This window comes from Gluconobacter frateurii, assembly GCF_002723955.1.
Lineage (GTDB): Bacteria > Pseudomonadota > Alphaproteobacteria > Acetobacterales > Acetobacteraceae > Gluconobacter > Gluconobacter frateurii.
Map to the genome: position 1 here is coordinate 589,848 of NZ_BEWN01000001.1, position 12,674 is coordinate 602,521.

Consider the following 12,674-nt stretch of genomic DNA (forward strand, 5'->3'; position numbering starts at 1 on the left):
CCCTTACAGTTCCAGGAGAACCTTGGAAGAGCTTTTGCGGTCCAGCGAGGCGTCGAAAGCGTCTTTGTACTGAGCCAGCGGAAAGCTGTGGGTGATAAGGCCGTCCGCAATCCAGGGATTGTCCGCAAGGATTTTCAGCGCCTCTGCGAACTCTTCATCAAAGCGGAACGTCCCCCGATAGTCGATTTCCCGCGCGATAATCTGTCCCAGAGGGGCTGGCACATCGCCCGGTGGGAAAATTCCGACTTGCACGAGGATGCCGCCTTTCTGCGTGCGCGTGATGGCAGTGGGAAGGGCAGGTATGACGCCTGTTGCTTCGAAAACGATTTCGTATTCCCGATCGTGACTGTCGCGGCCGGTGTTCACTGTGGCAGTTGCCCCCAGTTTGACGGCGATATCCAGTGCAAAGTCTTGCAAATCGGTTGCCACGATCTCCGCCGCCCCGGCCACTTTAAGTCCGGCAACAATCAAGGCGCCAATTGGGCCGGCTCCCTGAACCATGATGCGTTTACCCTTAACGTCGCCGGCGCGAGCAATCGCATGGAGAGCGACGGAGAAAGGCTCGGCAAGGCTGGCGCGTTTCACATCCAGGCCTGAAGGCAGCGGATAAAGCTGGGATGTTTCGACAACCATATCCCGCCGGAAACCGCCATCCGTATGCGGAAGGAACGCTGCACTCCCAAAAAAGCGCATGTGCCGGCATAGATGTTTCGACCCACGCTCGCATTCAGGGCAGTGCCCACACGGGCGAGCCGGATGGATGGCGACAGCGTCCCCGATCCTGAAACGTGTTTCGTCCGGGCTGACAGCTTCCACAATTCCGGAAACCTCGTGGCCAAGAATCATCGGCTCCCGCAGAACGGATGCTCCCGCGCCGCCATGCAGGAAGTAATGCATGTCCGACCCGCAGATCCCACCCCAGGCTGGACGTACCAGCACCTGACCCACCTTAAGCGGCGGGACGGCAACGGTCTCTAAACGCAGATCACCCTTTTCATGAATAACCAGAGCTTCGGTCGTCTGAGGAGCAGAAAGGCCGGGCATGGCTTTGCCTCTTTCATCTGAGCACCGTGAATGATGTCACTCAGATATGGCTGATCTTGCGCGCTAAAGGCAGTCACATTTGGGCGACGCGGATAGCCTTAGCTATTCGTTCATACGTCTAGAAAACAGTTTTCGACCAAGCGCAGAGTTTCCGCGTGTTTCAGTGGTTCAATGCCACACGCCGGAAGGAAGTCCGCAATGCCATTCAGCGTGTCAGGGCAGCGTGTCGGATCATCAGGATTGCCTTCCGGCACCCAGATGATGGTCTCATAACATGCGCGGGTCAGCAGCACGCGATAGGTATTGAGGGACCAGAGGGCTTTTTCCGAGGATTTAACGGTTTGCCATGTGGTTCCGCTAAAGCGCCGGGACTGCCAGCGTTGTGGATAGCCTGCACGGATGAGGTCTCCATCCCAGCAAAGGCCGACAAAATCCAGTTCCAGTCCCTGAATGGCAAATTGAGTGGCGACGGTTTCAAGTGCATCGGAGGCTCGAACGTCCTTGTCAGGAACCCAGCGGTTCAAAAACCATTGAGCGACCGCGTTGGAGTCCATGTGAGCCAGTTCTGCACCGAGGCCCTCCGCGCGCAAGCGTTTTGCCTGAGAGCTGGCAATCAGACCGCAGCGATAGGTCAGGCGGGCTCGTTCTCGCAGGGCTTTGCGTAGCTCCGGAAGACTTCGTGTCAGGCGGAATGGAAGACTGGCGTTCTCCGCAATATTGCGGGCGAGAGAGACATTTCCCTCCAGTACGGCATTCACCCATTTGGGTGTTGCTGTGTCCCGAAGGGAGCGAACCGGCACTGTGAGGTGCAGAGAGGGCGCTTTTTGAACCGGAAGGGACGGAGGTAGGGTGGTGAGGGCAGAAGTGGAGCTGACAACATCCGGTGATGCGTGGATCTGCCATTCAGGCCGGCTCGCCAGAGCGTCTCCCCAACAGGCCAGGCCGCCTTCGCCATCATGAATTTCTTGGCCTTGTCCGATAAGGCAGATGATGGCCGCAAATCCGGCATGCCGGTGCATGATGTCGAGGAGATGCGCAGGTTCAGACTGTGTCAGACGAACAGGCCGTTGTGCACTTTTGCGAATAGCCTGATCGGCGTTCCAGGAACGCTGGGCTTCGTCGATGACCATGATCCGTTCTGGCGGGCACTCTGCGGTGCGTCCAACATAGTAATCCCGGAATTTGGTCAGGGACTGAATGGTGGATTCCATGCGCTGTTCTATGGCTGCGCGTTTCTGACCCTGTGCCACAGCGTCACGGGTCAGGGCTTCACGCAGAACATGGATGAGCGTTGGGTTGCCGGTGAGGAATGTGGCGGAGTTATCGGGCTCTGCCGTGCCGAACGCAGCCTTCAGGCCGCAAAGCGTTTTCCCGGCGCCAGGAATGCCCGAGACAAAAATGATTGTTTTCTGGTGCTGTTTTCGCGCGGTTTCAAGGAGTTCCGTGATGCGGTCTGACGTCAGGGTCAGATTGGTCGCGTCTGCTCTCGCTGTATGGATATCGGCAACGCTGTGCGTGGAATAGATGAGGCGAGCCGCTTCAACGATACTTGGGACGGGATTGTAGGGGGCCTCTTCCCAGTCCTCTGGTCGCATGGGCGCTACGGAGTGCAATGTCCGGCGCGCGAGATCCGACAAAAGTTCCGTCAGGTTTGTAGCATTGCACTTCAGAACTGGCGTGACGCCAGATCCTAACAGGAGCGGCGATGTTTGAGCGGGTTGTGCGGCTTCTGTCGCAATTAGAATGGGGATGATCGGGTGATGACGGCTGCCTGCATGAAAGTCCTGAAGGTCCAGCGCATAACCTTCGGTCTGGGCGAGAGCTGCGGCGTCGAACTGAGAAGTGCCAACCTTGAATTCAAGAACGAACGTCGCGTCCGGGGAAATGAGGACAGTGTCGATCCGGCCGCCCAGACGGGGAATGGGGAATTCGAACAGGATTTGCCAGCCTGCCGTTTGCGGCAGAGCGGTTAGCGTGGTGCGGAGAAGATCAAGTTGGGTGGCCCAGGCACGGAGTTGTTGAGGCTCGCTGGAGAAGCGCCTGCGTCCGGCTTCATGGGCGAGGCGCTCTCCAATACGATCCGGGTCCGTGTTGAGGAACGTGGCGACTGGGCCGGACCACCACGCTCCCATCAGGTTCAGCCCTCGATCTGAGCGAAATCGGCGATCAGGGCTGTGGTCGTGCGGAAGGTCGCTAGAAGCTTCAGACGGTTGGCGCGAATGTCGGCTTCCGGGGCGTTGACGGTAACAGTATCGAAAAAGCGGTCCAATGTCGGGCGCAAAGCTGCAATCGCCTGCATCGCATCGGTGAAACGCTCGTTTTTCAGGGCCGTCTCGATCGCAGGCACGGCACTGTTTAGACCATCTGCCAGGGCGCGCTCTTCATCCTGTGCGTAGAGAGACGCATCCGGTGTTCCCTTGTGAGGACCGTCCTTCTTGTCTTCGATGCGCAGAATGTTGGCGGCGCGCTTGGCTGCGGCGAGAAGGTTCTTGCCGTCTTCCGTCTGGATCATGTCAGACAGAGCCGAAGTACGGGCCAGAAGGCGCACAAGATCGCCATCCAGACCGCCTGCCAGTGTGGCAGCCAGAACGTCATGACGTTCGCCTTCGCTGCGGAGCTGAACGCGCAGACGGTCTGCCATGAAGTCCGGCAGCTTGGCGAGTTCTCCGCCGGTGCGACCATTTGCCGCCTTGGCAAAGAGGTCCGTCAGGTCGAGGCGCAGGCCGTTGTCACGAATGGTGCGGATCACGCCCAGTGCAGCCCGGCGCAGGCCGTACGGGTCTCCGGAGCCGGTTGGCGTCTCGCCAATGGCAAAGAAGCCAGCCAGCAGATCCAGACGGTCCGCAAGGGCCACGGCAGCCGAGACAGGTGCTTTTGCCGTATCGTCGGACTGGCCGCGCGGCATGTAATGCTCGGCCACAGCCTTCGAAACGGCGTCGCCTTCGCCATCATGTGCCGCGTAATAGCCGCCCATGACGCCCTGAAGTTCCGGGAACTCGCCGACCATGCCGGTTGTCAGATCGGCTTTAGACAGCAGACCTGCGCGCTTTGCCTGTTCGATCTGCTCTCCCCTCAGGCCCATGGCAGCAGCGAGAGTGCCGGCGAGGTCGGAAATCCGCTTGGCGCGCTCGCCCTGCGTTCCCAGCTTCGCATGGAACGTCACGGCATCGAGGGCTGCCACGCGGTCTGCGAGCTTTGTTTTGCGATCCAGATCCCAGAAGTGGCGGGCATCGGCGAAACGAGCACGCAGAACACGCTCGTTTCCGGCGATCGTCAGCTTGCCACCGTCCTTGAATGGCAGGTTGGCGACGAAGGCGAAGAACGGCGCGGCCTTGCCGTCTGCATTACGCAGGGCAAAGTAGCGCTGATTGATGCGCATCGAGACCTGCATGACTTCGGCGGGCAGATCCATGAAAGCATCGTCGATGCGGCCCAGCAGCGGAACTGGGTATTCGACCAGACCGGCGACTTCATCGACCAGTCCTTCGTCTTCCACAACCGTAATGCCCTGCTGTTCAGCCAGACGGTGAACACCGGTACGGATCATGTCGCGGCGCTTGTCCGCATCAACGATGACGGAGCGTGTTTCCAGCTCTTCCAGCCATTGATCTCCCGAACGGACTTCAAACGCGCCGGGCGCCAGAAAGCGATGGCCTTCGGACAGGTTGGAGGACTTGAGGCCATGGGCATCGTCGTCATCGCGGGCGAGCGAGAAGGGGACGACCTTGCCATCAAGAAGGCAGGTGATGCGACGGAGCGGGCGCACCCACGAGAAGTTCGAGCCAGCACCCCAGCGCATGGACTTGGCCCATGGGAACTTCCACAGAAGGTCGGGCACGGCTTCAGCCACGCGGCTTTCCGCGCTTACCGGATCAAGTTGCTTGTTCAGAACCCAGAAGCCGTTTTCCAGCGTCAGTTCATCAACTGTGACGCCATGCTTGCGGGTAAAGCCTTCCAGAGCCTTTTCCGGCGCGCCTTCGCGGGGGCCACGTTCGGAGACGGTACGAGCCGGGATTTCGGCATCGACGTTCAGGACGGTTGCGATACGGCGGGTACCGTAGAACGTTTGAACACCAGACGGGTTAAGGCCATCGAGCGCTTTGGTCAGAAGGGCGCCGAGTTCGCTTGCAGCCTTGGGCTGCATGCCTGCCGGGATTTCCTCGCAGAACAGTTCAAGCAACAGTTCAGCCATTGGACGTCTCCTCCTCGCCAGCAAGCCACGCTTCACAGGAGGCTTTCGCCAGCGTCCGGACGCGTCCGATATAGGATGCGCGTTCAGAGACGGAGATCACGCCGCGGGCATCCAGAAGATTGAAATAATGGGAAGCCTTCAGGCACTGATCGAACGCAGGCTGTGCGACGCCAGCTTCAGCCAAACGGATGGACTCTTTTTCCGCATTGTTGAAATGCGTGAGCAGCATCTGCGTATCGGCCAGTTCGAAGTTGTGACGGGAATAGTCACGTTCGGCACGCAGGAACACATCCCCGTATTTCAGGCCCCTGCCGTTAAAGTCCAGGTCGTAAACGTTCTCGACGCCCTGAACATACATGGCCAGCCGTTCCAGCCCGTAAGTCAGTTCGGTGGAAGGCATGACGGTCGGGATACCGCCAACCTGCTGGAAATACGTGAACTGCGTGACTTCCATGCCGTCACACCAGACTTCCCAGCCCAGTCCCCAGGCGCCGATTGTCGGGTTTTCCCAGTCGTCTTCAACGAATCGGATATCGTGCTTTTCGGGATCAATCCCGATGGCACGATAGCTCTCCAGAAGCAGGTTCTGGCTCTCTTCCGGTGTTGGCTTCAGCAGGACCTGATACTGGTAATAGTGCTGGAGGCGGTTCGGGTTCTCACCGTAACGACCGTCGGACGGGCGGCGGCAGGGCTGCACATAGGCCGCAGCCCATGGCTTCGAGCCCAGCGCGCGCAGGGTTGTATGAGGGGAGAGCGTTCCGGCTCCGACTTCTGTGTCATAGGGCTGCAGGATAGCGCAGCCCTTTTCAGACCAGAATTGATGTAGACGCAGGATCAGGTCCTGAAAGCTGAGCGGCCGGGTCGCAGACAATTCGATAGGCTCCGGTTGGCAAAATTGGCGGCTACCTTACAGCCTGAGGTCCATAACCGGAAGTGAGCGGGACGAGGAAGTAACGGATCGGTTTCGGAGTAGGGAAAATAGACGGACAGATCTTTGAAAATTCTTTCCCAGCCCTTGCGAATGATGCCTGATGGTCAGGGCGTATTTCTATGCCGGTTGCCACTTTTGGAATGCAGGCAGTTCTTCTGCCTGCGCGGCAAGCCGGATGAGGGCCGGATGCGCTTTGGCGTCAATGACCTCCGGGATTTCATTCTGGGCGAACGTCCAGGAAATCGCAGTCGTTATGTCGGCCTGCGAGAGTGTGCCCAACAGCCAATTGCCTCCCAGCACGGCGTAGCATTTTTCAAGCTCGGCGAAGGCAGTACGGGCCTGTGCGGTAACGCGTTCCACCCAGGGGGCATATTGGCCCTCTACGGGGCGAAGTTTTGTTTCATAGACAAGCTGAACCGACTTATCTGCGGCCGCGAGGGCCAGCCCCAATATGTAAAGCGCGCGTGTTCGCTCACTTTGGTCTTCGGGCATCAGGCGCTTCTTGGAGGGTAATCCATGTTCAAGATGATCGAGGATGAGTGTTGAGTCCATGAGAGCTGTCCCGTCCTGCGTCACGAAGGTGGGGGCCTTCAGCAGGGGATTGATGTCGGCAAAGGCGGCCTTATCCCGAAACACGGAAAGAGAAAGATGCTCGAACGGAATATCCATCAGTGTCAGGGAGATGGCGACGCGCCGGACGTAAGGTGAGTCCAGTTTACCGATCAGTTTCATGGGGGCTGCTCCGTGAGAAGTGGAGCCGTCATCTTCTCGCTACGGCGTGGCTGATGTAAGTGTCAGAAGCGGTCATTTCCGATCCGATCCTGCCAGAATGCTGTTGCCTGTGCCTGAGTGTCCTCTTGTCGTCATTCTCGCCTATGACGGGTTGTGTGCCTTCGAATTTGGCTGCGCCCTGGAAGTATTTGCCTTGAGCCGACCGGAAGTCGGTGCGTACTGGTATCGCTGTGTCGTAGCGGGTCTGGAAGATGGACCACTCCGCGCGGGACCGCGACTGAGCGTCATGCCAGATGGCGATCTGTCGCTTTTGGAGCAGGCGGATACGATCGTTGTTCCAGGCTGGCGTGGTGTGGATACGATTGTTCCGGAGAAACTCTTGCTTGCCTTGCAGCGGGCTCATGCGCGGGGTGCACGGCTCGTTTCGATCTGTTCGGGCGTGTTTGTCCTTGCGGCTACGGGCCTGCTTGATGGACGTCGCGCTACGACCCACTGGCACCATACAGAGCACCTGGCCCGGAAATATCCGAATATTCGCGTGCAGCCGGACGTCCTTTACACGGAAGATAATGGTCTGCTGACTTCTGCTGGAAGTGCTGCGGGGCTGGATCTCTGTTTGCATGTCGTGCGGCAGGATTTCGGGGCGAAAATTGCCAATCAGGTGGCGCGCAGGTTGGTCATCCCAGCGCATCGCGATGGTGGGCAGGCACAGTTTGTTCCCCGTCCGGTGGCAAAACGGCCTGGGTGTCGTCTGGGCACTCTGTTCGATGTGGTTCGCACCAGACTGGACGAGGACTGGCCGGTTGAACGGATGGCGCTGGAAGCGGGGATGAGTGTGCGTGGTTTGCATCGCCATTTGCGGGACGCGACAGGTATGACGCCGCTGGCGTGGTTGCTGAATGAGCGAATCGCCCTCGCCAGGGAACTGCTGGAAACGACGCGTAGTCCCATCATGGAAATCGCCCGCCTGAGTGGCTTTCGGTCAGAGGCTGGTTTTCGAAAGCAGTTTCGACGTTTGAGCGGGCTGACGGCGACTGAATATCGAAGGCGGTTTGACGCGACGGGCTAAGGATTGGAACAGGGAATGAAACCAAAGATCAGGCAGCGTGTTTGACTGCCTGATATACCTGTTGCGCCGTATCCTGAAACGGTCAGATTTTCCCGCATTGAATTTCAGCGCAGGTCTGATGGACAGCAGGTCGATCCCTTGTCGATTAAGCCTGGGTGCCTCATATGATGAGGGAACGTAACTTCTTCGTCTGGAAGGATCAGAGACGATGAACAACGAAGAACGCGAAGTCATCTCCCGCTTCATCGCCCGCGTTGGCGGAGCGCAGCAGGGGAGTGGCTTCAGCCAGCAGCAGATGCCGGCTCTGCCACCGATCGACCCGGAGGCTGACCGCTTCATTGCCGATAACTTCCAGAAATATCCGGAAGCCCGTTATCGCGTGACGCAGATGGCCGTTGTGCAGGAAGCTGCTCTGGCGCAGGCGCAGAACCGTATCCGCCAGCTGGAATTCCAGCTTCAGCAGGCGCAGCAGCAACTCCAGCAGGCTCAGCAGAGCCGTCCCTCCGGAAATGGCGGGCTGTTTGGTGGTCTGTTTGGCGGCGGCAACAACAACCGTCAGCAGACGTCTGCTCCGCCTCCGGGCTGGGGCGCGCAGGGCGGTGCCATGCCACCGCCGAACTTCCAGCCGCAGCAGCAGTATGGCTACCCGCCGGGCTATCAGCCGGGCATGTTCCAGCGTGGCGGCTCGGGCTTTCTGGGGTCCGCTCTGACGACGGCTGCCGGTGTGGCTGGTGGCATGATGGCCGCCAATGCTCTTGAAGGCCTGTTCAGCGATCATCATTCCGGTGCGGATGCCGGAGCATTTGGCGGTGGCGGCGAAACCATCATCAACAACAACTATGGCGATGCCGGTTCCGATCCGTTTGGCGGGGCCGGAACGGATGCCGGGGGCGGGTTTACGGACTCTGACTTCGGCGGCGGTGGAGACTTCGGTGGTGGCGGCGATGGCGGTGGCTTCGACGACATGTTCTGAAGAGGGCATCTTTCACGCCTGATACCGACAATACCAGAAAACCCGTCCGGCTTTGCCCGGCGGGTTTTTTGCTGTTTGCCAACCCGCATGCCCATACTGCGTTGGCTTTGTAACGAGATTTTCCACTTTTCAGGGGCTACCCGATGAGCACAAACGATTTCCGCGACCTTGTGGCCTTTAAAGACCTGGAAGAGGGCCAGATCACGTCCTTTTCCGTTGATGGAACATCCGTTGTGCTGGTGAAGGATGGGGAAGAGGTTCATGCCTTGGGAGGGAAATGCCCTCACAAGGAAGCCCCGATGGAGCAGGGCGCCTTCTGCCGAACCGATAAAGGCAGCGTCTTGGTTTGCCCTTGGCACAAGGCCGTTTTCGATGCGGTGGATGGAAGCCTTGTCGAGCCTCTCGCTCTTGAGCCGCTGCCGCGCTATCCCGTGGAAATTGTGGATGGTCGTGTGCTGGTGGGCACCGAACCCATGAAGAGGAATACTCCTGCTGCCCGACAGGAAAACGAAACTGTTCTGATCCTTGGAGCCGGCGCTGCGGGTGTAATGGCGGCGGTGACGCTCCGGCAGGAAGGATTTGCTGGCAAGATCACGATGGTCACCGAGGAAAAATATCGTCCTTATGACCGCACGGCTTTGAGCAAGACTGTTCTGCTCAGCGATCCCGAGAAAGCTCATGCTCCCTCTCTGAGAAGTGAGTCATTTTACGGCCAGAACCGGATCAGCGTGAAACATGCGACGATCCAGTCCTTCGAACCGGCAACGAAAACAGCAACACTCTCCGACGGAACTACCCTGACGGGCGATCACGTTCTCATCGCGACAGGAAGCCGTTCCCAGTCCCTTGGAATTCCTGGAGATGATTTGAAGCGAGTTTTCACCCTTCATAGGGAGAAGGATGCGGAAGACATTGCCCGCGTCATCGACCCCGATCAGGCAGTGACCATTATCGGGGCGGGTTTCATCGGTCTGGAGGTGGCCTCCTGCCTGCGTCAGCGTGGAGTAGGGGTCACGATTATCGCCGATACCGATGTTCCGATGGAAAAGCATTTCGGTCGGGAAATCGGGACGCGTCTGCGTCAGTTGCATGAAGAAAATGGCGTTGCCTTCATTTCGGATGCGAAGGTCGTGAGAATTTATGGGGACAACAAAGCTGAAGGCGTCGAGCTGGAAGATGGCATGAAGCTGCCAGCCTCCTTCGTTCTTGCAGGTGTAGGCGTATCGCCCGTGACGGAATACGTGCAGGGGCTGGAGCGGGACGATGACGGAGCAATCGTTGTCGATCCTCTGATGCGGGCTGCTCCCGGTGTTTATGCAGCCGGTGACGCGTCTGCGATCCGGCATGACGGCAAGCCCCGGCGAATCGAGCACTGGCGGCATGCACAGGTGCAGGGGCGCATCGCGGCTCTGACCATGATGGGTCATGAGACGACCCGTCTGCCGACGCCATGGTTCTGGACGCAGCAGTTCGGCAAGAAGATCGAGCTTTTGGGCTGGGGTGAGGGGTTCGACAACGTCAGCCTTGAGGGGGATATCAAGGGGTTCAGCTTCCTTGCAACATATCTCAAGGACGGAAAGCCGGTTGCGCTGGCGGGCTCGGGTCATGCGTATGACATGGCCAGAGCCGCCGTCGATTTCGAAGGTTTTGTGCAGGAAAAGGTCTGAACCGCGCACGAAGCTTGACATGAGCGGGCCGTCCCGGCTTCCTGCGCCCACTTATCCGCCAGGACGTTGAAGAGGCCCGACATGCATCCATACCGCACCCATGACTGTAGCGCCCTGCGTGAACAGGACGCCGGACAGACCGTCCGCCTGTCCGGCTGGGTGCACAGCAAGCGCGACCATGGTGGCCTGCTGTTCATCGATCTGCGTGACCATTATGGCGTAACACAGGTTGTTATCCCGGCTGGCACGGACCTGCTGGAAAAGGCAGAGCGTCTTCGCGTTGAGAGTGTCATTACCGTCACCGGCAAGGTTGTGGTCCGTCAGGGTTCCCAGCGGAACCCGAACCTGCCGACGGGTGATATCGAAGTTCTTGCCGAAGAGCTGGAAGTCCGTTCCAACGCGGCTGTTCTGCCGTTCCAGGTGGCAGGTCAGGAAAACTACCCTGAAGAGCTGCGCCTGAAGTACCGCTACATCGACCTCCGTCGCGAGAAGATGCACCAGAACATCATGTTGCGTAGCCGGGTCATCACCAGCCTGCGTCAGCGCATGATCGAGCAGGGCTTCACTGAGTTCCAGACCCCGATCCTGACGGCGTCTTCCCCGGAAGGTGCGCGTGACTTTCTTGTGCCGGCGCGTCTGCATCCGGGCAAGTTCTACGCGCTTCCGCAGGCTCCCCAGCAGTTCAAGCAGCTTGCGATGGTGGCGGGTTTCGACCGTTACTTCCAGATTGCTCCGTGCTTCCGCGATGAAGCCTCACGCGCTGACCGTAGCCCGGGCGAGTTCTATCAGCTCGACTTCGAGATGTCCTTCGTCACGCAGGAAGACGTCTTCACGGTTCTGGAGCCGGTTCTGGCTGGCGTCTTTAACGAATTCACGCCGGAAGGCTGGAAGATCACGGACGGTGCATTCCCGCGCATTCCGTATGCTGACGCCATGCGCGATTATGGCTCCGACAAGCCGGATCTGCGTAACCCGCTGATCATCAAGGACGTGACGGATGCCTTCCGGGATTCCGGTTTTGGTCTGTTCGCCAAGATTGCAGCTTCTGGCGGCCAGATCCGTGCGATCCCGGCGCCGGGTGCAGGTGATCGTCCACGTGGCTTCTTTGACAAGCTGAATACTTGGGCGCGTGAAAGCGGCGCAGGTGGTCTGGGTTACATCATTTTCGAGGCAGAAGGTGGCAAGGGCCCGATTGCCAAGAACCTTGAAGCTGATCGCGTCGAGAGCATCCGTGAGATCTGCGGCCTGAAGGCTGGCGATGCCGTGTTCTTTGCTGCTGGCAAGGGTGACGAAGTTGCCAAGTTCTCCGGCGTTGTTCGCACCAAGGTGGCAACGGAGCTGGACCTCATCGAGAAGAACGCGTTCCGCTTTTGCTGGGTTGTGGACTTCCCGATGTTCGAGCTCAACGAAGAGACGGGCAAGGTCGACTTCTCCCATAACCCGTTCTCCATGCCGCAGGGTGGTCTGGAAGCACTGAACACCCAGGACCCGCTGACGATCAATGCCTACCAGTACGACATCGTCTGCAACGGTGTTGAACTGTCCTCCGGCGCAATCCGGAACCATCTGCCGGAAGTCATGCTGCGCGCCTTCGAGATCGCGGGTTATGGCCCAGAAGTTGTGGAAGAGCGCTTTGGTGGCATGCTGAACGCTTTCCGTTACGGCGCTCCGCCGCATGGTGGTGCAGCTCCGGGTGTGGACCGTATCGTGATGCTGCTGGCTGATGAGCCAAACATCCGTGAGGTCATTCTTTTCCCGCTGAACCAGAGCGGCGAAGACCTGATGATGGAAGCGCCGGCCCCGGTTGAGCCAGCCCGTCTGAAGGAACTGCATCTGGCGCTGGATCTGCCGAAGCCAAAGCCTGCTGTCACAAAGTAAGCGTTCCCACTTTTGGAACGAACAAGCCGATGCTCCTGAAGGGGCATCGGCTTTTTTATTGGAAAAACAGATTTACGAAGCGAGGTACAGAAATGTCTTGCTTCACGGCGTGTTCAATATCAGTCATTTCCAGTCTGGTAGAACTGGAAAACTGTATTTGCATAGGCTCTGCCGATCTGTCTTCGTTC

Annotated in this window: 9 protein-coding genes; 4 read left to right on the forward strand and 5 right to left on the reverse strand. The window is 58.7% G+C overall.

What is annotated here, in order from left to right; all coding sequences use genetic code 11:
• Nucleotides 1-3: 3 nt before the first annotated feature.
• The 5 genes from GFR01_RS02760 to GFR01_RS02780 form a co-directional block, all read right to left on the reverse strand.
• Nucleotides 4-1,044, reverse strand: a complete 1,041-nt coding sequence (locus tag GFR01_RS02760) for an L-idonate 5-dehydrogenase (protein WP_099181181.1) — start codon at nt 1,042-1,044, stop codon at nt 4-6.
• A 110-nt stretch (nt 1,045-1,154) separates the two neighbouring features.
• On the reverse strand, nt 1,155-3,176 hold the full coding sequence (locus GFR01_RS02765) for a DUF2075 domain-containing protein (RefSeq protein WP_099181182.1): 2,022 nt from the start codon (nt 3,174-3,176) through the stop codon (nt 1,155-1,157).
• Nucleotides 3,177-3,181: 5 nt separating this feature from the next.
• Nucleotides 3,182-5,236: a glycine--tRNA ligase subunit beta gene (gene glyS, locus GFR01_RS02770; protein ID WP_099181183.1), complete on the reverse strand. Its 2,055-nt coding sequence runs from the start codon at nt 5,234-5,236 to the stop codon at nt 3,182-3,184.
• Entirely contained in the window at nt 5,229-6,107 is an 879-nt protein-coding gene (locus tag GFR01_RS02775) for a glycine--tRNA ligase subunit alpha (RefSeq protein ID WP_099181184.1), read from the reverse strand. Before GFR01_RS02775 ends, glyS begins: the two co-directional genes overlap by 8 nt.
• A 177-nt stretch (nt 6,108-6,284) precedes the next feature.
• Entirely contained in the window at nt 6,285-6,899 is a 615-nt protein-coding gene (locus tag GFR01_RS02780; RefSeq protein ID WP_099181185.1) for a glutathione S-transferase family protein, read from the reverse strand.
• A 109-nt stretch (nt 6,900-7,008) separates the two neighbouring features.
• Here GFR01_RS02780 and ftrA point away from each other — a divergent pair, with 109 nt between their 5' ends.
• From ftrA to aspS, 4 genes are all read left to right on the forward strand, one after another.
• A complete protein-coding gene (ftrA, locus tag GFR01_RS02785) occupies nt 7,009-7,968 on the forward strand; it encodes a transcriptional regulator FtrA (RefSeq protein WP_244902124.1) in 960 nt (319 codons plus the stop codon).
• A 208-nt stretch (nt 7,969-8,176) separates the two neighbouring features.
• Nucleotides 8,177-8,941 (forward strand): DUF2076 domain-containing protein, encoded by a 765-nt coding sequence (locus tag GFR01_RS02790; RefSeq protein ID WP_099181187.1) that lies wholly within the window; start codon nt 8,177-8,179, stop codon nt 8,939-8,941.
• A 143-nt stretch (nt 8,942-9,084) separates the two neighbouring features.
• A complete protein-coding gene (locus GFR01_RS02795; RefSeq protein ID WP_099181188.1) occupies nt 9,085-10,608 on the forward strand; it encodes an FAD-dependent oxidoreductase in 1,524 nt (507 codons plus the stop codon).
• 81 nt (nt 10,609-10,689) lie between these two features.
• The gene (aspS, locus tag GFR01_RS02800) at nt 10,690-12,486 is read left to right on the forward strand and encodes an aspartate--tRNA ligase (RefSeq protein ID WP_063904119.1); all 1,797 of its coding nucleotides are present in this window, start codon (nt 10,690-10,692) and stop codon (nt 12,484-12,486) included.
• Nucleotides 12,487-12,674: the final 188 nt, after the last annotated feature.

What these genes read in the sequence shown, in the direction of transcription:
- GFR01_RS02765 (WP_099181182.1), bottom strand. Translation starts at nt 3,176, where the DNA reads ATGGGAGCGTGGTGGTCCGGCCCAGTCGCCACGTTCCTCAACACGGAC.
- GFR01_RS02790 (WP_099181187.1), top strand. Translation starts at nt 8,177, where the DNA reads ATGAACAACGAAGAACGCGAAGTCATCTCCCGCTTCATCGCCCGCGTT.
- aspS (WP_063904119.1), top strand. Translation starts at nt 10,690, where the DNA reads ATGCATCCATACCGCACCCATGACTGTAGCGCCCTGCGTGAACAGGAC.
- GFR01_RS02795 (WP_099181188.1), top strand. Translation starts at nt 9,085, where the DNA reads ATGAGCACAAACGATTTCCGCGACCTTGTGGCCTTTAAAGACCTGGAA.
- GFR01_RS02780 (WP_099181185.1), bottom strand. Translation starts at nt 6,899, where the DNA reads ATGAAACTGATCGGTAAACTGGACTCACCTTACGTCCGGCGCGTCGCC.
- glyS (WP_099181183.1), bottom strand. Translation starts at nt 5,236, where the DNA reads ATGGCTGAACTGTTGCTTGAACTGTTCTGCGAGGAAATCCCGGCAGGC.
- GFR01_RS02760 (WP_099181181.1), bottom strand. Translation starts at nt 1,044, where the DNA reads ATGCCCGGCCTTTCTGCTCCTCAGACGACCGAAGCTCTGGTTATTCAT.